Source organism: Gammaproteobacteria bacterium (assembly GCA_014075255.1).
GTDB lineage: Bacteria > Pseudomonadota > Gammaproteobacteria > UBA4575 > UBA4575 > JABDMD01.
In genome coordinates this window covers 665,150-688,302 of sequence record CP046178.1, presented here as the reverse complement: position 1 = coordinate 688,302, position 23,153 = coordinate 665,150, and the positions used below count along the sequence as shown (strand labels likewise).

Here is a 23,153-nt window from a genome sequence, read left to right as displayed (position 1 = left end):
GTAGTAAGACACCTTTAAACACTATCGTATTACAATAGATTTTAGCGTTATTTAGCCATGGTAAGGGGTGTTAAATGCAAGATGCAAGTCAATGGCCAGAAACTCGGTATGGCATGCCTGCGGCAGATCAAATACTTATTAATAGACACTATATCGTTGGTTACTCTTATTATTATAGACAAGCTAAATGGGCGCTCGAAATAGTAGATCGAGGTTTGGAAGATGTAGAGCGGTCTGAAAACTTTAGATCCGATTTCCGAATACCAGAATTATTCAGAGTTGATAAAGCGCAATATGAAGGATCTGGCTTTGATAGAGGTCATCTTGTTGCGAGCGCGAATCAAAATGAAGAAGCATTACAAGATAGTGAAACATTTTTACTGTCAAACATGTCACCACAGACTAGAGGTTTTAATCGCGGGGTTTGGAAACGTTTAGAAACCGCTGTACGCAAGTTAAACGAGTTGGACGATGTGTATGAAGTTTATGTCATTAGTGGGCCCATATTTGATTTTGATTTAGTGATTGAAACCATAACAACAACAGATAGCAGTCCAATTAAACTTCCCGTACCACATTTATATTTTAAATCTGTGCTAGCTGAGAGAAAAAGTGGTGCACTTCATATGTGGTCTTTTGTAATGCCACATGCATCATCCAGTAAATCCTTAGAAAAGTTTCTAGTGCCTACACGACATGTTGAAGTAATGGTAGGTGTGAATTTATGGGATCAACTGACAGGCTCTAAGATATCGGAAGAGAAAGATTCAACTAGAACAATGTGGGAACATTAAATGAAAGCTTACGACCCAAAGCGGACATTATTAATATTCAACTCTATTAATATAGGATAAAGGTTATGAGGAATTTTCGAATTAATCTGCGGAGATTGACATTATCCACATTGATACAAAAAGCACATATAGTTTTCTTATTACTACTATGTGTTAATTTTCTTAATGTTTTAATCACAAATGCCCATGCGGAAACGAGTGTGGATGACCTTCGTAAAAAAGGACAACAATGCATTGATTGGAAAAAATCATCGGAAAAAGCACAACGTGCGAGTGTTACCGGGTGCTTAATGTCTTGCGCGCGATTAGCAGCAATGGCAGATCAAAATCCGGAGTTACTCACCGAAGATAGAATTAAACAATGTAATGAAGAACATGCGGCAATTGAAAGAATAGTTTCCGGCGAACCGCCTGTTCCCAAAGAGGTTGTGCAAGCTCCTGAGACCATTGAAGCGATAATCAAGGATATGAATAAAAAAGAGCAGGAATGTAAAGCAAAGATGGAAAGTGCCAAGACTCCGTTAGACAAAGAACATGCTAGTGCATGCGCTAACACGTGTTATCGAAGCGCGTTTAAAATTAACAGAGGTGGCGTACCATTAGAGCAGGCTAAAGCAAATTGGAAAATGTGCGTACGCAGATAGGAGCGGTTGCGTCGATAAGGATAGTTGTACTTTGATTATGAAATTAACTCCGCATATCACTGGGCACTCAAGCTGTTTTAAAAGAGTATTGGCCAATGTGTTATCGGTATCTCAATTCAATGAAAAATTCATAAAAGTAATATGACCGCTAACGACCCAAAGCGGACATTCAGATAGCCTAATTTATTTTGTAACAACTAGCACAACAAACGATGTAGCAATGAACAAGAAAAATGGACTAATTACAGGTATCTCACTGATCCTCATGGCACTTGCCGCAGGTTATGTATATGGCTATGTGCATGGAACAATTTATGTACTATCAGATACAGAACTGACAAGCAAACTGTACCAAGAAAATTTAAATCTTTATAAATCTGGAATAGCTGGCTGGGTGCTTATATTAGTATTAGATATAATTGTTTCAATAACTATTTATTTATTTTACCGGACAGTAAATCAGAATTTAGCGGCACTAACATCCGTTTTAAGAATTGTCTACACACTGTTTCTTTGTGTTGCGATTAGCAACTTAGTAGAGCCCTTTATAAGTAGCAATGGAATAAAAAATATAACAACCTACTTTGAGGGATTTGAGAAGTTTTTTTCCTATGGACTTATACTTTTTGGATTCCACTTATTGACGCTTTCTATACTCTGCTTCAAATCCAAATTTACACCAAATTTAATCGCAATTTTATTATTACTAGGTGGACTAAGTTATATCTTCGTACACAGCACTAATTCATTTTTTCAAAATAGTAACCTCATTACTCCTACATTAGAAATCGCTATAGCTGTAGTAATGACGGTCAGTGAATTAGCATTTGCAATTTGGATTATTGTTAAATCTTATCGTTTAAAATGACCGCTATTGGCCGTAAGCAGACATAAAATAAGTTACCTGACCTTTAATAATAATTAGCAAACTTCTTACGAGAAAAAAATAGAATATTTACTATCCAATACAGTATAACTATAAGTACCAACATCGTCGGAATCCCAACAATGTAAAATACTTGTTCTATTGGCATTTCTTTAACGTTAGAACCTTGCATTTTTACAATCTTATCTGTGAATGCCAACAGTGCCCAAATTAAAGAAAATCCGATACGCCATACATGTCGAATAATACGTTGTATTCCTGATAAGCCAGACTGGTATAAATTACGGGCATCACCAATAGAACAAAAAATTGCAAAACCTCCCCAATAAAGATAAACGCTTGGAACATTTACTCCACGCCAACCAGCGCTTACAAAAAATGCCGCTATAGCAAAAACAACAATCCATACAAGAGCCGCATATTCCATGAAGCCAGTTTCATTTTTTCTATGCTTCACCGTTAGCCATGCGGTGAATACGGTATAAAGCACTACAGCACTTAAAAACATGTCATCTGTGGATTCTTTTAAATATGCTGCTGTGAATCCTGAAATCAACATTATAGACATTGAAACAGTGAACCAATTTCCAGCTTTTCGATGAATATTACCTCCTTTCATTACGAACAAGGCAACAACAGCAGCAACAAGTCCAATAGCTCCAGCTGGAGTATGTATTACCCAAACTACCAACTCTTTCATGGAGCTATTCTCTATCAGTAAATTTTTAATTAATAATTGCCAGTAATATATAATTAGCCTATATATAACCCAATAATGCGCTGCTGTAGTTAAACAGTATTGGACTTAGCTGGATTTTAAAACAGGCTTTTAACTGCAGTATGAACTTGCTCATCTATTTCAGGGTTAATGAGCTTTCCAGATTCAAAATTTTCGTAAAACTTGGGTACTGATACGCTAGCTTTTACATTACCATCAAAGAAAGGTGCTGATGTCTTGGCAGTCGTCAATACATTAGAAGCACCACCTGGGCCAGGTGATGTTGCGAGAAGAACCATCGGCTTATTTTGAAATACCTTTGTATTAATTCGAGAACACCAATCAAATAAGTTTTTATAGGCAGCCGTGTAAGAACCGTTATGTTCTGCAAATGAGATAATTAACGCGTCATTTCCAGAAATTTTTAATAAGAAATCATTTGCAAGGGAAGGGTGGCCAAGTTCCTTTTCTTTATCTTCACTAAACAAAGGAAGTTCATAATCATTTAGATCTAGAATCTCCGTTTGGGCATTTTTGAGTAAACCTACAGCATAAGTTACAAGCTTTTTATTAATCGAATTCTTACTACTACTTGCTGCAAATGCTAATATTTTCATAATGATTTTCTGGTTTTAATCTTGATATAAATGTATATCCAAACTTTATACGATTTACTTAAAGAGGGCACTCGATTTAACCTTTAACCAAATCGATTTGTTTATAAACTATTTGTGCATATTTAACTTATTACTAAAAAAGTCGAGCCATGCTCTTAACTTAATCGTCATGCTGCGATGACTTGGATATAGCGCATAAAAGCGAAATGTTGGTGTACGCCAATCACTTAAAATTTGGCACAACTTTCCGGATTTCATAACATCATCTGTACATAGGTAACGGGGCATAAGTGCAATGCCACCGCCATCGATTGCTACTTGGCGTATCATTGTCAGATCATTAAGATTCGTATATTGATACTGGCTTACATCGAATGTTTCTTGACGATCATTAATATCTGTTAGTGCCCAATGATCGAAGTTGTGTGTGTCACCCATCACTAAGAAACGATGATTTTTTAGGTCTCCTAACTGTTTCGGCATTCCCATCTGTTTAATGTAGTTCGGCGATGCCACAAGAATTGCACGATCTTCGCCTAGCACTTTACTAACCAGCGTGGAATCCTCTAACTTGCCAAGGCGAATAACTACATCATAGCCTTCGTGAATTAAATCTACTCTCCGATTCTCTAGTTGCATCTCTAGCTCAATCTCGGGATAAAGTGCCATAAATTCACCCAGAAAGGGTGCTAATAAGTGCTGACCAATTGCAACCGAAGCATTAACGCGTAACCGGCCACGCGGAATTTCGAGCATTTGTATAACGGATTCTCTAGCACCTTCCGCTTCTTCAACTATTCGTTTGCAGGATTGAAAAAATATCTCGCCAACTTCGGTGAGGTGTACTGCTCTTGTGCTTCTTTCAAGCAAGCGCACACCCAACTCAGCTTCTAGAGCTGCCATACGGCGACTTACCTTAGATTTAGGCATGCGTAATGCACGCGCAGCAGGCGAAATACCTTGGAATTCAGCCACTTTGGCAAAGATGGCCATGTCATTCAAATTATTCATTATCGTTCCATTAATAGAACACTAAATTGTTATTTTACTAGCTAGTGAAAGAAATTGAAACGATGGATAGTAGCGACATACCACCTTACTACTCAGGAGAACGCTACAAATGAAGATTTATAGACTTCCTGTTATCGCTTTAGTCGCTATAGCAGCTTTATTAACCACTATACAAACTGCTTCGGCGGAAGGAGAAACCATGATTAAAACAGTAAATGGGGTCGCCCAATATCCAGATAACTATCAAGGCACACCTCATCGAAACCCAAATGAAGATCCTTTCATCTCGCCTACCAACTCCGCTCTGATACTCATTGACTATCAACCTCATATTTTGATGGGCGTCAAAAGCATCAACCATGAAGATCTACTTAACAATACAACCGCATTGGTGAAATCAGCTGTGCATTTTGATTTGCCGATTATTTTTTCACATGTTGGTGTTGGCTTGAACGGTTCGCAGCCTTTCATTGAAGAACTCAAAGCACTGGCACCCAATGCGGTTATCATAGATCGTACCAACGTAAATGCGTGGGAAGAGCCTGAGTTTGTTGCTGCTGTTAAAGCAACGGGTCGAACAAAACTTATCATGGGCGGGTTGTGGACTGATGTATGTTTGGCTTACCCAGCGATTGAGGCGGCGAACACCGGTTACGAAGTGCTGGTTCCGGAGGATACGATTGGCAGCATTTCGCAGCTTTCACACGACAACGGTATGAAGCGTATGGAAATTGCTGGTGTAAAACCAATTACTTGGAATGTCGTCTTGGCAGAACTTCAACGTGATCATGCACGCAACGCTACCGAAAAAGAGGTCACACGAATCTTCATGGAATATTTGTTCAAGATGGATCCAGACAAGGAATGGAAATAGATAGAAGAGTAGAAATGACAGGCTTCGCATGGAGTCTGTTATTTAAAACACGTCGGACAGTTTAATTACTATATATAAGGAGAACTTCGATGGTATCAATACAAAAGATTGATCACATTGGTATTCGTGTAAAAGAGAAACAACGTGCAACTGAATTCTACAAGAAATTCGGATTTGAATTGATCGTCGATATTGGATTTGAAATGGGTCACCCAATAATGATGCGACATGCATCAGGTATTGTGTTGAATTTGCTTGGCCCAAGTACAGAACAAAACGATGAAAATGTTTTGATGGATGTCGATAAAAAATACGCTGGTTATACTCACATGGCGTTGAAAGTAGAATCAATGTCTGATTTAGAATCATTTTTGAACGAAAACAATATCAATATTACTGGACGCTTTACATTTAAAGATATGAACGCATTGTTTGTACGAGATCCGGATCGAAACGTTATCGAATTTGACGAATATCCCGGCGACGACCCAGCATCTCGTTTCATTTCTGACAATAACAAAATTGATGCATACAACGATCATCCTTAGACAATGACGGATGAAAATAAAAAAAAGCGTCGTTCTAGTTGTTTGTGTAGCGATTTTTTTTAGCGTACTCAATGCGTCTGGAGTTACTGTGATACTTCCTGAAATGCGTACTGCATATGATATAAATACAATGCAGCTTAGTTGGGTTATGAGCATTTACTTATTGACGTATGGTATTGCGATTCCGTTTTATGGCCGCATAGCAGATAAGTTTGGTGCACGACCACTATTTTTAATAGGAATAACATTATTTTTTCTAGGTTCGCTTGCTTGTTTTGCTGCACCGAATTTTAAAACGATGTTAGCTGCACGAATTCTGCAAGCTGCAGGGGGCGCTGCTTTCCCAGGTCTTGGTATGGCGATTGCCAGTCGTGCATTTTCAAAAGAAAAGCGAGGCATCGCAATCGGTATACTTAGTGCAACAATGGGTGTGGGTTCTGCAATTGGACCACTGGTTACAGGAATAATTACGGAATTTGCAAGCTGGCGCGGTATCTTTGGTGTCAGTGCACTAGTAATTTTTGTTTTGCCATTTGCATGGATGGTTCTTCCCCGTGATGAAGAACAATCTAATGGTAAAATAGATATCATTGGTGGCACTTGTTTGGCATTAGTAATTACAGGTTTACTTTATGCTGTTTCACAAAGCACTCAATCTGGATGGACAGACCCGATTGTGTTAGCTGCAATGACATTAAGTGTTGCTGGCCTGATAGGTTTAACGCTACGTCAACGTTCTTCTCATGAGCCATTTATACCGAATGAGCTGATTAAGAACATACGCTATTTGCGGATAATTTTTTTGGCCTTCTTAGTAGCAGCGGTAAACCTAGCTGCAATCATCGGGTTTCCTCTTATGCTTGCTAAATATAACGGACTCGATACTTTTCAGATTGGTCTTGTCATGTTTCCTGGAGCCATCGCAGCTGCAATTTGTGGGATTTTGGCGGGTCGCTTGGTAGATCGTGTAGGTCCGAGGCTGCCAACAAGATTGGGAGCAAGTATTATGTTGCTAACGATGGTTTCATTATCATTTCTTTCTGGTGGTTCTGTGATGATTATGATGACCTTAGCAGGCTTTTTAGGTGCTGGCTTTGCTCTTCTTAATACACCAATTGCTGCTGTAGTTTCAGCAATGGTTCGTTCAACTAATTTAGCTTCTGCACTTAGCCTTAATACTATGATGTATTTTATCGGTGGTTCGTTAGGCGCTGCGCTTTTCTCCTCAATAGTAACCTCAAATTCCGACTCACTTGCAGCATGGAACCCCTTATACTCTGGAACTGCAATAGGTTACAGTGATGCATTTGGAGTGCTTGCTATTGGAATTGCATTAGCAATTATTATTGTAGTGCCACTTCCAACGAAAAAAATGGTTGAAGCTGAAAAAGCAAAACAAGTCGCTATGGAAAACTGGACACCAGATTGTTCAATGCCTTGGGCTCCAGAGCTAAAAATTAAATGACCTCGATATAGACCTAAAGCAGACTTCGAATTAAAGTAGGGTGGACTAGCGCACTACCTAACTCATGGGCTAAGTTGTTGAAATAAGGCGAATCTCAAAATTTAAATATTTGTTGTGCCCCAATAAGTGCCCCCAATTTAATTTACTGTAAAAGATTGTCAGCATTCGGCTTAATTGCGGATCATATAGTCCGCATTTAACGGTTTGCTTTATTTAATGCTTTTCTGCGCAAAGCTATCAATAACTTTTAGTCCTACAGTTGTATTTCTTTGCTCAAAAAAGTTTAAAAATTTCTTAATCTCAGTATTCCCAGATTTACTGACAATGAGTTTGTTTATCATTGACCGAATTCCGAATTGATTTTGAATAGTATTTATTGGTTGCCCTTTTCTAGCGATTTTTAAGACCGAGATACTTATGGAAAAAGTCGGAGCATTAGGATCAATCACTCCCATTTTTGAATCAACGTACTGAGATATTGAGTGAAGAATCTTTTTATACTTAGATATCTCCCTGTAACTACCGTCACTTAGTGCTTGTTGGTAGCATCCAAGCCAGTTTCTTAATTCTTGATATTCCTCTCTTAGCTGCAATGCAACAGTAATTAGATCATTAATTGAATTGGATTCTTGAATGACTTTGATTGGCAAAGGGGGCATGTTTACTGTCAAAGAATGAAGCTCATCTTGCTTAATATTTACAGATGAAATATTTGCACGTTTTTCAGAAATAAGATTATCTAATTGAACTACAGCATCCTCACTTGTCATTGCGATACCCGCATCAATGAATAATCTTTTACGGACCGGATGAGGTGTGTAACCCTTTTTATAAACAAATCCCCTCGCTAGCATACCAGCGCCGCCCCATAGAGTTTGAGATAAATACTCATGAGGAGAACATTTGTTTTTGTTCCATCCATCACTGTTTTCTTGGTGATCTTTTTTCAATGCTGATGTCACACAAAGGCGATCTACAAATTCATTCCTAGGATCGATTAGTTTTTCTTCATCGACTAAGAAGGGATATGATCTAATAACACCTTTATTTAACGCGCTCTGGAATGGACTTCCTTTCTGATTCCAAACATGAATATATTCTTCATCGACTATTATTTGATTGCGAAGAATAATGTCCGTAAAAATATCAAATAAGGCCTCAGTTTGAATGACCGCATAGGGTAGACTCACATAGCCATAAGAATCATTCTTGCGGTCAATTTTAATGTAATGACTTTCTGCATCTTTCATCCCCGCAGTAAGTAGTTCGGAAATGCACTGCAGTGACCAATTATCAGATATTACACTTTGATCCATGATCCTATTCTTAATGTATTTAACGTCGAGTTCTGGGGTTTTCCCGATTACCTAACTCACATTCATTATAGAGTGAATAAGGGTGTATGAGTGCACTACCGCATTGCGCGCTAAGTTACTGGTATATATATAAGCGTAAGGAGGCGAGCTAAGAGTTGCCCCTAAAGGCTTTTATATGAGGTTGGTTGATACATATGTATTAAAAAATTGAATCTTGTTTCTTTAAAGTTAAGAGATAAAAGTCTAAAAACTTTAGACTTCTATGAACACTGTTGAAAGTCTCAAGACATTACTGGATGGCGGCGACTACGACTACTCTCAATTGCATCTATCTTATTGAATTATATAAATAAGTAATGTTTTCTTAATACCATCTGGTTAGATCTTTGTTATAAACTCCATCCATATACTTTATAATTGTATTGTAAAATTAATTATCTTGTGAAAATAGTTCATGCCGAAAACCTTTACTTTTTTACATCTATCCGATATCCATTTCTCTCACTGTAGTGGAGATATGTATGACTTGGATCAAGATCTTCGTAATGAATTAGATAATGATATTAAACAGCTATGTGATGAATTACAGATAAATATCAATGCCGTTTTTGTTACTGGGGACATTGCTTTTTCTGGCAAGAGTTTAGAGTATACAACTGCTGATGAGTGGTTGAATAAATTGTGTAAAAAACTGGGATGTATGCCGAGAAATGTATGGGTGACGCCTGGCAATCACGATGTTGATCGTGATTTATTAAAAAAAAGTAAACATCTACGTGAAATTCATAAAAACATAAGGGAGACGGAACCTGAGCAGGTTTCAAGTGTAATCACAGAATACTGTAGAGATAAAGTATTTGCTTCTGGGATTTATCAACCTATTGAACAATACAATTTATTTGCGACTCAGTTTGGTTGTGAAATTAATCCAGATAATCCATGTTGGGAAGAAACTGAACTCACAAAACTTGATGGTGAAATAGAGCTTCGACTTAGAGGGCTAAATTCAGTACTTATATCATCTGACTTAGATAAGCCTCGTGATAGTCATAGCCCAGGTAATCTTGTTCTAGGGGAGTTTCAAGTACCTCCAAAGAATATGAATGTTGAATACATTACGTTATGCCATCATCCTATAAATTGGAATCTCAATGAAAGTAAAATTGATAGTTACTTAAACAATCGCGCTCGAATACAACTCTATGGCCACACACATGAATTCCAGATACAGAAATGCAATGGTGCATTACGCCTTAATGCGGGCGCCTTACATCCAACACGTAACCACACGAGCTGGGGGCCAAGATATAATCTTGTTCAGGTTAGTGTTTTAACTGATAAGGATCTGGAAATGAGGGTTATAATATTCCCAAGAAAGTGGAATACACAAGACCATTGCTTCAGGTCAGATGATGGTAATGATAATTATTCACATACTGAAATAAATCTACCTCTTGATTATAATGGACATAGCGACTGTAAAGACACTGCTAACAAAACAAACGAAACAACTATTCAGCCCAAAGTGAGAACTCCAGAATCAAGCTTAGAACATGAAACCATGCGTGAGGTTGTCTATCGTTATCTTAGATTGCCATTTTATGAAAAAGTAAGAATTGCTAAGGAATTTAATTTACTTGAGAATGAAGATGAAAATCTTCGGGATATAGATAAATTCAAGGGTGTGCTTGAGCGAGTAAAAAGTCAACAACTCACAAGTAAATTTTTGGAAATGATCGAAGACACAGAAAAAGAGACTGGAAACTAACTACTAAAGGGTAAATAAATTGAACGTTCATCCAAAATTTGCTGATTGGTATAGAACTCCTAAAACTGAATTATTTGAGGGGCTGCCAGAAAAACGTACACAAGGGATTTCATCTTTGTGGTCTGCAATAACTGGCGAGGAAATACTGAATGTAATCCGTATTTTCTTCGATCGTTTGCCTGAAAACGCGTCGTTCAAAAAAATATTTCACAAGCACTTTAATGAAGCAGATTCAACATTCATGAGTAGTGACAATAACTACGAATGGAGAGTGCTGGCTGGAATAACAATTGGAGTAAATTTATTACATGATAATGAACTGGAGAGAATGGCAGCGTTAGCTGTGAAATGTATGAGTTTTCAAGGGGAAAATTCCGACGTTCCAGTACCAAATATACTGAAGGTTGTGGACAGTTACGTAGATAAGCAGGCAGTTGCGCTTCGATCTAGGCAAGAGATTCCAAAAATCACAATACCAAGAATAGATGTAAAAAATGAATTAGAAGAGTTAGAAACTATTGCAGTAAATACCGCAGCTCCACAGCTAGCATTAATAGCGAAATCACTAGTTGAAAAGACTAGCCAGTTTATGGATAGATTCAAAGTTGCATTACAGGTTAACCACAATACTCTTTTAGCTCAGGATGAAGAACTTAATATAATGTGGTGGGTTGTTGGTGGCTTTAGTAAGTATGATAATTCGCTGCTAGTTGAGAAGTCACTTTCAGAGCTGTGTTTGAGAGCACCCGGGGAATTATTTGAATTAACAAAACTGCCGATTGCTCCTATTGGATCAATAGCATATTTGGATAAAATGCTCCGATCTGTAGATAACGACTATATTGGGAAAACTTTAAGTATTGAATCGGTAGTAAATGATGCAGAAGTAAGCTGGAAAAATTACATTTTTGAAAATTTTCTAGAGGCTTCTGGTGCTAACATAGAATTAGCAAAAGATTTCATCCCAATATTTTTTGCACTTAAACGATCTCACGAAAGTAGTGAAAATTGGGTTACTGGGTACTACGATTCAATTAAGGTAGATCCAAAGCGAGATATTAGTATTTTAAAACTATCTTGTCAGTTTTATACAGAATTATTGTTTCTAAAAATATTAAATTCGATTCTGCAAAATAATGATTGAACCTGAAGATAATACTATTTCAGATTCTTCATCCGATGAAATTCCTAATGATTCATCCGAAACTGAAAGTATTGCGGAAGTCCATGAGGAAGCATCAAAAGAAATTTCTATACATGGAGGAGAAGAACTTGATTCTATTAGTGCCTCAGAAATAACAAGCAAATATGATACTGTCATTATTGTTATTGCGGGCCCTAAAGGAAGTGGAAAAACCACTTTATTAGCTAGTATTTATGACAGCTTTCACATAGGTGAATTTGCTAATTGCACTTTCGCTGAAAGCAGAACGTTAGTAGCATTTGAAGAACGATCTCATTTAGCAAGGGTTGAATCAGGGATACATGCACCTACAGCTACTAGAACCCCGCTGGGTGCAGGAGTGCAATTTCTTCATTTATGTGTTCGGCAAAATAGCTTGCCTAATAATTCAAATCTCTTGTTCGCTGATATGTCTGGCGAATATTACAGAATGGCAAAAGACAGTGCAGAAGACTGTAGGGAAATATCAATTTTAACTCGGGCAGATTATATTGCTCTTCTTATAGATTGTGAACTTTTATCATCACAAACTACGAGGCACTTATGCCTTGTTGATGCTAGGCAATTACTAAGACGATGTATCGAAGAGGGAATGTTAAAATCTCACACCAATATTCATATACTTTACTCAAAATGGGATGTAGTGATAAAAAGTAATTGCGAAAAAGAACTTGAGCCAGTATTAAAAGATTTTGAACAAACGATTAGAACAACTGTAGAAGACAAAATTGCAGATATGGAATTCTTTAAAGTTGCTGCGAGCCCAAAACAAGAATCATCACTTGGTCTTGGATATGGAATAGATACAATATTTGAAAAATGGGTAAAGAAAAAAGAAAAAAAGATAGAACTCGACATCAGTAAAGGTCAAAAATCGGCAAAAAGAGAATTTGATCGGTTTTTATCTTCTTGATATGAATATGAAAAAAGCCCAGTTGGTAATTGGACTCCCTGAAACAGGAAAAACTACATTCCTTGCTGCACTTTGGCATGTCGCCGAACAAGAAAGTATTCCGACAGCATTAACAGTAACTAATCTCGGTGAGGATGATCATCATTTAAATGAGCTATGCGCAGCATGGTTACAATGTGAAACTGTAGCTAGAAGTGCCAACAGCGCTCCTTTGGTCACTATGTGCGTTAAAGACACAATCACTTCAAATGAATCAGAACTTTTATTTCATGATATTGCGGGTGAAAGCTACGAACGGCAGTGGACGAAACGTACTCTTGATCCCGAGTACGTAGAATTAGCGCAAAAAGCAAGCGGTGTGTTGTTATTTGTGCATCCCAAAAAAGTAAAAGAGCCAGAGAGACTAGAGGAGTACTACGAAATAGTAAAAAATAGCGGGGAACCTGTGCAAATTAAACCAAGGATTCCTCAGAATGATCCTACTTCAACGATCCTCATAGACTTACTTCAAAATCTTTTTATTCCGCCAATAAACTCAAAGAAACTTCGAGTTGCTGTGGTGGTATCTGCTTGGGACTTAATAGAAAAACAAGATGCAAATAAAACACCAGAAAAGTGGGTTGAAGAAAGACTTCCCTTACTAAATCAGTTCTTTTATTCAAATGATAAGCGTTTAGCTCATAAGGTTTTTGGACTAAGTGCACAAGGTGGCGATTACACTGATGACAAACAAGAGTTGTTGAAAATTGAGCCTGCAAACCGGGTTAAAGTGATTACGTCAGACTACGAAGGTGGGGATTTAACGCAGATAGTTAAATGGTCAATGTCGTTGAGTTGATGAGCATTATTTAGTGATAGTACAACAATGTATTCATGGATATTCTGATGGTCATAGACTTTTAGAGAGCTCAACAGACATTTCTAAGACGGCACAAAGAGAACTAGCAATCCTTAGTGATTTATCTGGCAATGCGGGTGGACAGACCTTCGAGCCGTATTTTACTGGATATCCGCTTCCATCAGAAGAACTTTATGCACTTGCAATGACTTGGCCCGCACCTGAGATGCCAAGGCCTGGATGCGTATGGACACATACTCTACTGCTTGATTTCAAAAGCTTGCCAATTCATAACAATCTAAATGGACTTTTAGCGCTGTTTCGGCGACCAGTCGAGAATGATGACTTTGAGTCTTACCACAATAAGGTAAGTATTGAAGATACTTCTGAATACATTCCATTTAACAATTTATTCAACTGGGTTCCGCAACTTGTTGAATTGTTATATGACAGTGACAGTTCAATTTTACTAATAGGCGATAATCCTGGGTTGTCAAAAATCATATTACAGACATGGGCACAAAGGTGGTCTAGTTTGCAGAAACAATATAGATTTTGCACATTATCGATTTCTCCTAGAAAGTCATCGGATCATTATTTTGATTTACAATCAGTATCAACTGATCTCTTTAGAAAATCCAAATGGACAAATTCCAAAATAATAATTTTTGATACTGACAGTAAAATTAATCACGACTTAAACCTAGTTAGGAATAAAGCATGGATACATGTTGTAAGCAAGGATTTGGAAAATCCAAACTGCGATAAGCTAAGAGAATACTTGGATTTAGTGGGGCCAGATTTCAACGAAAATCTATCATACTTTAAGAAGCTAGCCCAGGTATATGCTGAGATTTTAAATTATTCTTCTGATAAATCTATCCAATCTCTGATAGATATAGTAGGAAAAGAATTCCCAAAAACAGAGCAAGCTGAAAGCTTGAAGTCTTGGCTCATCGAGCAAAAAGATCCATTACGCCGTAGCCTTTTGCCAAATGCTAGTAGATGGTTTGTTTTATATGACTTGCTTAATTCGCCGTATCAATCTGCTTTCAATTTGGATTTTCTTGATTTACCAATTTTAATTATAGACTTTTGGGAGAATGCAGATACCAATAACAAGAACAAGTTAATAAGTTTGGCATGGGCAAATGCAGATAAGTCATTGTCCATCTCAATTTTGTCAATATTAGCAAAGTCGTTGGCAGTTGATGAGATTATAGAGATAGGTTTAGTGCATTCTAAGTTAATTCCTTTTTTATTGACTTTAAACCCTTTGTTACTTTCAGACGTTAAAGTGTGGTGTGAAATAAATATTAATGTCAAAGAATTTAAAAATATTGCTAACATTGTTGCACAACTTGAACCTTCTGAATCACGAGCGATTGTACATGCGGCTATAGAGTCTGGTGCCAACTTTGCAGCTAATGAATTAGAGATAGCGTTGGGGAGTAACACGGCCATTTGGATTATAGAATGGGCTGATACTCAATCAATATCTGAGTTAAATAAACTTGGCAAACAATGGCGTATGGTAATACGTAAATATGCAAATATTGTTCTAACTTCGCTCGCAGAGGCTCAAGATGTTTCCGAAAAAAGTGTAATTTTAATTGCGAAATCAATTGGCATAACTACACATAATAAAAACAGTGCAAAGATGTTTGCAAAAGTAATAGAAAAACATAAAAGAGATGTACAAGCATTTGATACGCCCACAAAAATATTCTTGCTGAATGTTGGACTATCTGAGTCAGGAAAATATGCTGCACAATTAATTTCATTTTCATTTGATGCTATCCATGAAAGCTTGCTGTTGAACAGAATGTCGCCTCAAGAGTGGGATCAAATTCAATCAAAACTACCATCGTTAGGGATTTGGGATACATGGGATAAAGCAGAAAGACTAAGGCGAGGTGTAACACAGTGGTTTGTTTATAATTCGCGCCCGCTAGAAGAGTTGTTATTTGTTACTGATGATAAAAAATACCTAGAACAACTATTGCGATCTGTTTTGCGAACAATAAATGGGCGTGAGTACCTGGTGTTTGGGTTTGATAAAATAAATTCTTATTCGGGGGAAAAGAGCGTGCATAGTTGGAAAATTAAGCTTGTAAAAAAGATTATTGCTAGCTATTGGTGATGAAATATCGATATACAGAGATATAGGGTAAAGAACCAAAATAATTAGGTTATGTGCTTAATATTAATTCAAGGCAATTGTATAACTATGATCTTAACTAATAAGTCTCATCGAATTCTTCATTAAATGCTTGCATCATCTCATCTGTAACGATTATTACCTCTGGTGGTGGTAATGTTCCATCTTTATTATATTCACCTTCAGAAATAGCCTTGCGTTTAGGCCAACAAATGCGATCTGACAAATGGAAAAGAGCAGATAAATTTTCATTATCAAGAGCTTTTTTAAACAATGCCAGTTTAACATTAGATGAGGCTCTTAATTTGCCTTGCTCAAAGGCCTCACTAAATTGTTCGTCTTGCAATCGACGGTAGAACGTGGATTCTGATATTTTTAAATACGCTGCAATCTCTCTTTTATCTAGTCCTCTTTCAGCAAGAAAGGCAACATTATCCATATCGATTTCTATTTTATTTGTACTCATAAATTTGACCTATATCTATCACTTGTATTATTAACATTTTGATGAACCTGAATACTTTATTCTCATGTGAGAATCACAGATAAATATTTATTTATTTTTCAGAGCTGCGTCATCAGCGTTTACTAATATACTTTTGTTCTTTAGCCAATTATTAATGTCTGCCTCTAGCCAACCTACTGCTCTTTCACCTAGTTTAATTTGCTTGGGAAATGAATTATTACTTATATTATGATAAATAGTAGAACGAGAAATTCTTACACGTTCCACAACCTCTGGAAGCTTTAAAACAGTTTGTTTCATTTGTATCTCCTGGTAACTCAATAGATTTGAGCAGATCTTGCAGGATTAATGCATCCTGTTACCAGGATTATTTAGGTTGGAAAAAATTCCGGAGCGATATGCTCTTGTCCAGTCTCATAGAGAAAATCAAGATACGTATCTAAATGCTCTTTCTCTATCTCTGGATCTAGTAATTTTGGAAGAGGTTCTTGTGTATTGGGGGCTTTAGTTTTATCAAAGCCTAGTATTTCCAATACAGGGTCAAATAATTCTGCTACTTCTTCCTTAATTTCGTCTCGATCAAGGTTAGAGTCATAGTTCTGATCAATATACAAATTAAGCGATAGATTCGTCATCCTAACAAGGCTTCCTGCATCAGGTTTTTTTAATTTATATAGATTAATAAAATTTTGCGCATGTACTGGTTTAGAGATTTCAGGGTAACGTTTTTTCATACATAGCATATAAATCATTGCATGCATTTTGTTTCTTCTTAAACACATGTTAGATGAATGATTGCCTGTTTTAGTGAATGGTCGGTGATAAAAAGCTTCATCTAGTGATTTCTTGCCACCTGCATGCATATATTCGTTATATCGTTTAGCAATTTCGCTATGTACATCTGATGGTGGTGTTAATCCTGCGCTTACATATAAGTTTAATGTATATAACGGGTCTGAATGATCGGACAATAGTTTGATCATTTTTTGAAGAATTTCGTTGGGTGTAGACATTTACAATTAGCCTGTTTCCGATGCTGGTAAATGAACAACATTATTGGGATGCGCAAGATTATCTAACGTATCTGCCCAGGCTTGCATCATCCGCTTGCGTTCAGCTAAATGTGAGGAACGATCATAAACCGCTCGTATTTTATTCTTATCTACATGGGCAAGTTGTCGTTCAATGGCATCAGGATTCCATTTTCCTTCTTCATTTAAAAGGGTAGAGGCCATGTGTCGAAATCCATGACAGGTCATCTCATCTTTTGTATAACCCATTCTGCGAAAAGCCGCATTGATGGTGTTTTCGCTCATGGGCCTAGATCGGCTGCGAATACTTGGGAAAAGGTAGATGCTATTGGATGTGAGCATCTTTAACTCCTTCAAGAGGGTGATCATTTGTGTCGCAAGCGGCACAATATGTGCTCTTCGCAGTTTCATTTTCTCAGCAGGAATCTTCCATTCCTTCTTTTCTATATTAAATTCACTCCATTCCGCCATGCGAATATTCGCGGGTTGTACAAACGTATATACGCCCGTATACATGGCGTATCGTGTGATGGGTGAATCGTATGCATCGATCTCGCGCAACAACTCGCCAATCTTCTTGGGCTCGATGATGGAGGGAAAGTGTGTCACCACAGGAGGTGCGAGCGAATCTTTCAATCCTATGGTGGGATCTTTTTCACAATATCCTTTTGCGATGGCATAACGGAAGATGCGAGAACAATATTGCAGTGAGCGACGCGCCGTTTCTAATGCACCACGTTGTTCAATCAGTTCTAATGCAGTACGGATGTGCGATGCCGTAATCATAGAAATTGGCTTGTCACCCATGACGGGGAGAAAGTTTTTTTCAATACCGCGCCATACGCGCTTGGCATGACTGGGGGCTTTGTTCGTAAGGAGTTTGGTATGCCACTCTAAGGCAATTGCAGCAAAAGAATGTTCATTCATTGCCACATCGTATTCCTGCTTGGCTTTTCGAACCGCACTGGGATCCACATCATTGGAGAGTTTTAACCTTGCTTTATCTCGTGCAAGACGTGCCTCTTTTAAGGACACAGTGGGGAACACATCGAGCGAGATGCGTTTCTCTTTGCCAGCAAAATGATACTTGTACCGCCAGTATTTCTGACCCTTCGGGGTGACCTCTACATACAGGCCATTGCCATCATACTTTCGATAGGTTTTGCTCGATGCTTTGAAGTTTTTAACTTGTATGACGGTTAAGGTCATTTGGGGGCATGTCTTTTATTATTCTTATAGTTGCCCCCATATATGCCCCTTGTTGCCCCAGGATGTCAAGAAACCTTACTGAATGTAGTTGGATAAGAAATCCGTTTAAATGCTTGAAAGTAATACTAAACTGGATCTTACTGGATGTCCTAGAATGTCAATGTGGTGGAGGCGGCGGGAATCGAACCCGCGTCCGCAAATTCTCTGCCGTTGGTACTACATGCTTAGTCGCTCTTTAACTTAGCCCCTATACTCCCGACCGACAGGGCATATAGAGGGGAGCCCAGATTAGTTTTAATGGATCCGCTCTAGACAGACTTCACCACGAGCTTACTAAGGTTACGCCCGGGTCCAGATCCGTAAGCTGAACTGGTCGGACGGCTATAGACTGGTTTTTATGCAGCTAGAGCGTAGTTGTCATCGTTTGCAACTATAAGTTTGCAGCAAGATTTACGAGATTAGCTAACATACTCGGCATGCACCTCTAGTTTCGCAATCCACGTCGAAACCGATCGCCCCCATGTATTCAGGGTATTAAAGACTATAATTATACTATATAAACAACCACCTAGGCTGTATCCAGATAGCATCATTATCTTGATGATTAGACCGTCTGTTTTCGTTATGATTCACGCCTTTCTTATATATACATTCAGCCACCCTACAAAAGGCACTGCATTTTCATGTTGATCATCGACGGAGGTCATGCGTTATCTCAATTTAGAACCGAATCACTCCATCGCCAACTAGAAAGTATTACTGTAAAAGTAGAAGGTTTCACAGCTAAGTTTGTTCACTTTATTCAATCTAGCAGTGAGTTAAACCCACAAGAAAAATCTAAGCTAGAAGCCTTACTCTTATATATAGCGCCTGCTTCAAAAACCTCTAAAAATGATCTTCAGATCTTGGTGACCCCAAGGTTTGGAACGATATCTCCTTGGTCATCCAAAGCGACTGATATTGCACATAATTGTGGCTTAACTAATGTTCAGCGAATTGAGCGCGGTACGTTGTATGAATTTTCATTAAAAGCTTCCGCAGACGAAAAAGAGATTCAACAGATTGCGAACGTATTACATGACCGCATGACAGAATCGGTTTTGTATGATGTTGAAGAGGCTAAGTCATTATTTATAGAGGAAGCTAAGCGTGAGTTAGTAGAAATTAATTTAGGTGATGATCCTAAAGCTGCCTTGTTAAGTGCCAATCAAGAAATGGGTCTTGCACTGGCCGATGATGAAATTGATTACTTAATTGAGAAGTATGGACAATTAGGACGCTCTCCAACCGATGTTGAGTTGATGATGTTTGCGCAGGCGAATTCTGAGCATTGTCGACATAAAATATTTAATGCTAATTGGAAAATAGATGGTCAGCCAAAAGAACAAACCTTGTTTGGCATGATTAGGAACACCTACAAACATTCACCTGAAAATATTTTATCTGCCTACAGTGACAATGCTGCAGTAATGGCGGGACACACTGCAACGCGTTTTCATGCCAACCCGATTACACATCAATATCAATTTGATAATGAAGATGTGCATATTTTAATGAAAGTAGAAACGCACAATCACCCCACTGCCATTTCTCCTTTTCCGGGTGCTGCAACCGGTTCGGGTGGTGAGATTCGTGATGAAGGTGCAGTAGGGCGTGGTAGCCGACCGAAAGCGGGGTTGTGTGGTTTTTCCGTTTCAAATTTACATTTACCTAGAAAGTTACAACCCTGGGAATTTGAGTACGGTAAACCGGAAAGAATTGTATCGGCGTTAGATATTATGAAAGAAGGGCCTATTGGTGCGGCTTCTTTTAATAATGAATTTGGTCGGCCCAATATTCTTGGCTATTTTAGAACCTTAGAGTTAGATGCCTCTGAACAACAAGACGGTACTGATGTGCGTGGGTACCATAAGCCTATTATGATTGCCGGTGGATTGGGTAATGTTAGAAAAGAACATGTATTAAAAGAAAAATTCCCAGATGGCACACCCATTATAGTTTTAGGAGGCCCTGCCATGTTAATTGGTCTGGGTGGTGGCGCGGCTTCTTCTATGGCGAGCGGCACCAGTACTGAAGATTTAGATTTTGCATCGGTGCAACGTGGTAATGCCGAAATGGAACGTCGTTGCCAAGAAGTGATTGAACTATGCGTGGTGCGCGGGAAAGACAGTCCGATTATTTCTATTCATGATGTGGGGGCAGGAGGCTTATCCAACGCGATTCCTGAATTAATTCATGATGCAGATTTAGGTGGTGACTTTGAAATTAGGGAGATCCCGAATGCTGAGCCCGGTATGTCTCCTAAAGAAATTTGGTGCAATGAAGCTCAAGAACGTTATGTGCTAGCGATCAATAAAGATCTTTTAGATGAGTTTAAAGCGCTATGCGAGCGTGAACGTTGCCCTTATGCAGTCGTAGGTAATGCCACGAAAGAACCTCAGCTTGTTCTTTCTGATGATACATTTAAAAATAATCCCATTGATTTTCCGATGGATGTTCTGCTGGGTAAAACCCCTAAAATGACACGAGATGTAACTTCGATTACATCCTCTGCAAAAAAAATTAACACTGCTGAAATTAATCTTGAAGACGCCATCAACCGTGTGTTGCAAGTGCCGAGTGTCGCATCGAAAAGTTTTTTAATCACCATAGGTGATCGAACCGTTACGGGAATGGTCACGCGAGACCAATTTGTGGGTCCGTGGCAAGTGCCTGTTGCGGATGTTGCAGTTACTTGCAGCGATTATAAAGGCTACAGCGGTGAAGCGATGTCGATGGGCGAACGTACACCTGTTGCGTTACTTTCTGGCCCTGCATCGGGTCGTATGGCCATTAGTGAAGCAATTACCAATATATTAGCAGCGGATGTAAAACAACTTTCCGATATTCGTTTATCTGCAAACTGGATGTCGCCCGCAGGCCATGTAGGAGAAGATGCAAATTTGTTTGCAACGGTACAAGCCGTAGGTGAAGAATTGTGTCCAGATTTAGGAATTGTAATTCCGGTTGGAAAAGATTCTTTGTCTATGAAAAGCCATTGGACTGAAGAAAAGAAAGAAGATGGGAAAGGTAAAAGTAATGACAAATCGGTTACCGCGCCTTTATCTTTAATTATATCTGCATTTGCACAAGCAAAAGATGTACGCAAAACGTTAACGCCACAACTTAATGTAGCGCTAGAGCATTCATCTCTTTTATTAATTGACTTAGGATCGAAGAAGAATCGCTTGGGTGGTTCTGCGTTAGCGCAAGCTTATTCGCACACAGGTAACACTCCACCAGATTTAGATAATACAAAATTAATTAAAAGTTTTTTTGCAGCCATAACGGAACTGAAAGCTGAACAGTTAATACATGCTTATCATGATCGTTCAGATGGCGGCTTGCTAGCGACCCTATGTGAAATGAGTTTTGCCAGCCATGTGGGTATTGATGTTCACTTAGATGGTCTTGTAGACAATTTGGGTGACGACGTAATTGCCAGTTTGTTCTCTGAAGAACTCGGTGCAGTGATACAGATTGATACAAAAGATTTAGATAAAGTAGAAAATATTATGGTTAAACATAATTTGACTTTAAACACACATGCATTAGGTGAACTTAATGACTCCAACAGTATTAACTTCTCACATAATAAAGAAGTTATTTATAAAAGAGACTGGGCTGAACTGTTAAAGCTTTGGTCTGGCACCAGCCATGCCATTCAAACTTTGCGTGATAATCCTAAATGCGCGGATGAAGAGCTTGCCTCTATTATTGATGAAAACAATCCTGGTTTAAGTGCGAAGTTAACCTATGACCTTAATGAGGATACTAGTGCGCCTTATATTAGTATGGGTGTGCGGCCTAACATTGCTGTATTACGCGAACAGGGAGTGAATGGTCATATGGAAATGGCCGCTGCATTTGATCGCGCAGGATTTGATTCTGTAGATGTTCACATGACAGACCTCATTGAGAAACGTCAGAAGCTTGAAAATTTTCATGGTTTGGTGGCTTGTGGCGGATTTTCATATGGTGATGTATTGGGTGCAGGGGGTGGATGGGCAAAGTCGATTCTTTTTAATAATTATTTAAAAGACGAATTCGCAAACTATTTTGCGAATCCCGATATTTTTGCTTTAGGTGTGTGTAACGGCTGTCAAATGATGTCACAGCTACGTGAAATTATTCCTGGCGCTGAACATTGGCCAACCTTTGTGCAAAACACTTCGGAACAATTTGAAGCGCGATTAATAATGGTAGAAGTTAAAGATTCGGTTTCATTACTCTTTAACGATATGCAAGGTTCCACCTTGCCGGTTGTGGTGGCGCACGGTGAAGGTAGGGCAGAAGTATCGAATGATTCTCTAGATTACATGAATAAGCGTAATCAAATTACGTTAAATTACATTAATAATAATCTTCAAATTACTGATATATATCCATTTAATCCTAATGGATCTCCGCAAGGAGCCACTGGATTTTGCAATGAAGACGGTCGTTTTACGATTATGATGCCGCACCCCGAAAGATTGTTCAGGTCTGTCCAATATTCATGGCATCCATCTGAGTGGAAAGAAGATGGTGCATGGCTAAAAATGTTCAGAAATGCTAGAAAATTACTAGATTAATCCGCTAATTTAGAATAAATTGTCGTAATCTAATACATCTAGTTTATGTAAGGGATTTGTAGTTATTATCGGTGTGGTGGGTGAGTGGACTTCCGGTT

At 38.3% G+C, this 23,153-nt stretch carries 20 protein-coding genes and 1 other RNA gene; 12 read left to right on the top strand and 9 right to left on the bottom strand.

Going from position 1 to position 23,153, the window contains the following annotated elements:
• Positions 1-74 precede the first annotated feature (74 nt).
• From GKR92_03490 to GKR92_03480, 3 genes are all read left to right on the top strand, one after another.
• Positions 75-794: a DNA/RNA endonuclease G gene (locus tag GKR92_03490; protein ID QMU60804.1), complete on the top strand. Its 720-nt coding sequence runs from the start codon at positions 75-77 to the stop codon at positions 792-794.
• Positions 795-994: 200 nt separating this feature from the next.
• Complete coding sequence (locus tag GKR92_03485) at positions 995-1,438, top strand: hypothetical protein (GenBank protein QMU60803.1); 444 nt, start codon at positions 995-997, stop codon at positions 1,436-1,438.
• A gap of 220 nt (positions 1,439-1,658) precedes the next feature.
• Positions 1,659-2,306, top strand: coding sequence for a DUF4386 family protein (locus tag GKR92_03480; GenBank protein QMU60802.1), 648 nt, complete (start codon positions 1,659-1,661; stop codon positions 2,304-2,306).
• A 43-nt stretch (positions 2,307-2,349) separates the two neighbouring features.
• Here the strand turns inward: GKR92_03480 and GKR92_03475 are convergent, their stop codons facing one another.
• The 3 genes from GKR92_03475 to GKR92_03465 all read right to left on the bottom strand — a co-directional run bounded on the left by GKR92_03475 (position 2,350) and on the right by GKR92_03465 (position 4,670).
• Positions 2,350-3,024, bottom strand: a complete 675-nt coding sequence (locus GKR92_03475; protein QMU60801.1) for a hypothetical protein — start codon at positions 3,022-3,024, stop codon at positions 2,350-2,352.
• A gap of 116 nt (positions 3,025-3,140) precedes the next feature.
• Positions 3,141-3,659, bottom strand: coding sequence for an NADPH-dependent FMN reductase (locus GKR92_03470; protein QMU60800.1), 519 nt, complete (start codon positions 3,657-3,659; stop codon positions 3,141-3,143).
• Positions 3,660-3,767: 108 nt separating this feature from the next.
• Positions 3,768-4,670, bottom strand: coding sequence for a LysR family transcriptional regulator (locus GKR92_03465; protein QMU60799.1), 903 nt, complete (start codon positions 4,668-4,670; stop codon positions 3,768-3,770).
• Positions 4,671-4,779: 109 nt separating this feature from the next.
• Between GKR92_03465 and GKR92_03460 the strand changes: the two genes are divergently transcribed.
• The 3 genes from GKR92_03460 to GKR92_03450 all read left to right on the top strand — a co-directional run bounded on the left by GKR92_03460 (position 4,780) and on the right by GKR92_03450 (position 7,557).
• Positions 4,780-5,544: an isochorismatase family protein gene (locus GKR92_03460; protein ID QMU60798.1), complete on the top strand. Its 765-nt coding sequence runs from the start codon at positions 4,780-4,782 to the stop codon at positions 5,542-5,544.
• 89 nt (positions 5,545-5,633) lie between these two features.
• Complete coding sequence (locus tag GKR92_03455) at positions 5,634-6,092, top strand: VOC family protein (GenBank protein ID QMU60797.1); 459 nt, start codon at positions 5,634-5,636, stop codon at positions 6,090-6,092.
• 10 nt (positions 6,093-6,102) lie between these two features.
• Positions 6,103-7,557, top strand: a complete 1,455-nt coding sequence (locus GKR92_03450) for an MFS transporter (protein ID QMU60796.1) — start codon at positions 6,103-6,105, stop codon at positions 7,555-7,557.
• A 209-nt stretch (positions 7,558-7,766) separates the two neighbouring features.
• Here GKR92_03450 and GKR92_03445 read toward each other — a convergent pair whose 3' ends face one another.
• Positions 7,767-8,873 (bottom strand): hypothetical protein, encoded by a 1,107-nt coding sequence (locus tag GKR92_03445; protein ID QMU60795.1) that lies wholly within the window; start codon positions 8,871-8,873, stop codon positions 7,767-7,769.
• A gap of 454 nt (positions 8,874-9,327) precedes the next feature.
• Here GKR92_03445 and GKR92_03440 point away from each other — a divergent pair, with 454 nt between their 5' ends.
• The 5 genes from GKR92_03440 to GKR92_03420 are packed head-to-tail and all read left to right on the top strand — an operon-like array spanning position 9,328 to position 15,718.
• Positions 9,328-10,641: a hypothetical protein gene (locus tag GKR92_03440; GenBank protein QMU60794.1), complete on the top strand. Its 1,314-nt coding sequence runs from the start codon at positions 9,328-9,330 to the stop codon at positions 10,639-10,641.
• Between the two features lie 19 nt (positions 10,642-10,660).
• On the top strand, positions 10,661-11,785 hold the full coding sequence (locus GKR92_03435) for a hypothetical protein (GenBank protein ID QMU60793.1): 1,125 nt from the start codon (positions 10,661-10,663) through the stop codon (positions 11,783-11,785).
• A complete protein-coding gene (locus GKR92_03430; GenBank protein ID QMU60792.1) occupies positions 11,778-12,737 on the top strand; it encodes a hypothetical protein in 960 nt (319 codons plus the stop codon). Before GKR92_03435 ends, GKR92_03430 begins: the two co-directional genes overlap by 8 nt.
• A 7-nt stretch (positions 12,738-12,744) precedes the next feature.
• Entirely contained in the window at positions 12,745-13,575 is an 831-nt protein-coding gene (locus GKR92_03425; protein ID QMU60791.1) for a hypothetical protein, read from the top strand.
• A gap of 13 nt (positions 13,576-13,588) precedes the next feature.
• Positions 13,589-15,718 (top strand): hypothetical protein, encoded by a 2,130-nt coding sequence (locus GKR92_03420; protein ID QMU60790.1) that lies wholly within the window; start codon positions 13,589-13,591, stop codon positions 15,716-15,718.
• A 97-nt stretch (positions 15,719-15,815) separates the two neighbouring features.
• On the opposite strand, the gene GKR92_03415 is transcribed toward GKR92_03420, so the two are convergent.
• From GKR92_03415 to ssrA, 5 genes are all read right to left on the bottom strand, one after another.
• On the bottom strand, positions 15,816-16,202 hold the full coding sequence (locus GKR92_03415) for a hypothetical protein (protein QMU60789.1): 387 nt from the start codon (positions 16,200-16,202) through the stop codon (positions 15,816-15,818).
• A gap of 87 nt (positions 16,203-16,289) precedes the next feature.
• Positions 16,290-16,502 (bottom strand): AlpA family phage regulatory protein, encoded by a 213-nt coding sequence (locus GKR92_03410; protein QMU60788.1) that lies wholly within the window; start codon positions 16,500-16,502, stop codon positions 16,290-16,292.
• A gap of 71 nt (positions 16,503-16,573) precedes the next feature.
• A complete protein-coding gene (locus GKR92_03405; GenBank protein QMU60787.1) occupies positions 16,574-17,215 on the bottom strand; it encodes a hypothetical protein in 642 nt (213 codons plus the stop codon).
• 6 nt (positions 17,216-17,221) lie between these two features.
• Positions 17,222-18,442, bottom strand: a complete 1,221-nt coding sequence (locus GKR92_03400; GenBank protein ID QMU60786.1) for a tyrosine-type recombinase/integrase — start codon at positions 18,440-18,442, stop codon at positions 17,222-17,224.
• Positions 18,443-18,605: 163 nt separating this feature from the next.
• Positions 18,606-18,962, bottom strand: a transfer-messenger RNA (tmRNA) gene (gene ssrA, locus GKR92_03395).
• 163 nt (positions 18,963-19,125) lie between these two features.
• Here ssrA and purL point away from each other — a divergent pair.
• Complete coding sequence (purL, locus tag GKR92_03390) at positions 19,126-23,055, top strand: phosphoribosylformylglycinamidine synthase (protein QMU60785.1); 3,930 nt, start codon at positions 19,126-19,128, stop codon at positions 23,053-23,055.
• Positions 23,056-23,153: the final 98 nt, after the last annotated feature.

What these genes read in the sequence shown, in the direction of transcription:
- GKR92_03400 (QMU60786.1), bottom strand. Translation starts at nt 18,442, where the DNA reads ATGACCTTAACCGTCATACAAGTTAAAAACTTCAAAGCATCGAGCAAA.
- GKR92_03490 (QMU60804.1), top strand. Translation starts at nt 75, where the DNA reads ATGCAAGATGCAAGTCAATGGCCAGAAACTCGGTATGGCATGCCTGCG.
- GKR92_03405 (QMU60787.1), bottom strand. Translation starts at nt 17,215, where the DNA reads ATGTCTACACCCAACGAAATTCTTCAAAAAATGATCAAACTATTGTCC.
- GKR92_03445 (QMU60795.1), bottom strand. Translation starts at nt 8,873, where the DNA reads ATGGATCAAAGTGTAATATCTGATAATTGGTCACTGCAGTGCATTTCC.
- GKR92_03460 (QMU60798.1), top strand. Translation starts at nt 4,780, where the DNA reads ATGAAGATTTATAGACTTCCTGTTATCGCTTTAGTCGCTATAGCAGCT.
- GKR92_03470 (QMU60800.1), bottom strand. Translation starts at nt 3,659, where the DNA reads ATGAAAATATTAGCATTTGCAGCAAGTAGTAGTAAGAATTCGATTAAT.
- GKR92_03425 (QMU60791.1), top strand. Translation starts at nt 12,745, where the DNA reads ATGAAAAAAGCCCAGTTGGTAATTGGACTCCCTGAAACAGGAAAAACT.
- GKR92_03430 (QMU60792.1), top strand. Translation starts at nt 11,778, where the DNA reads ATGATTGAACCTGAAGATAATACTATTTCAGATTCTTCATCCGATGAA.
- GKR92_03440 (QMU60794.1), top strand. Translation starts at nt 9,328, where the DNA reads ATGCCGAAAACCTTTACTTTTTTACATCTATCCGATATCCATTTCTCT.
- GKR92_03455 (QMU60797.1), top strand. Translation starts at nt 5,634, where the DNA reads ATGGTATCAATACAAAAGATTGATCACATTGGTATTCGTGTAAAAGAG.
- GKR92_03415 (QMU60789.1), bottom strand. Translation starts at nt 16,202, where the DNA reads ATGAGTACAAATAAAATAGAAATCGATATGGATAATGTTGCCTTTCTT.
- GKR92_03465 (QMU60799.1), bottom strand. Translation starts at nt 4,670, where the DNA reads ATGAATAATTTGAATGACATGGCCATCTTTGCCAAAGTGGCTGAATTC.
- GKR92_03480 (QMU60802.1), top strand. Translation starts at nt 1,659, where the DNA reads ATGAACAAGAAAAATGGACTAATTACAGGTATCTCACTGATCCTCATG.
- GKR92_03450 (QMU60796.1), top strand. Translation starts at nt 6,103, where the DNA reads ATGAAAATAAAAAAAAGCGTCGTTCTAGTTGTTTGTGTAGCGATTTTT.
- purL (QMU60785.1), top strand. Translation starts at nt 19,126, where the DNA reads ATGTTGATCATCGACGGAGGTCATGCGTTATCTCAATTTAGAACCGAA.
- GKR92_03475 (QMU60801.1), bottom strand. Translation starts at nt 3,024, where the DNA reads ATGAAAGAGTTGGTAGTTTGGGTAATACATACTCCAGCTGGAGCTATT.
- GKR92_03410 (QMU60788.1), bottom strand. Translation starts at nt 16,502, where the DNA reads ATGAAACAAACTGTTTTAAAGCTTCCAGAGGTTGTGGAACGTGTAAGA.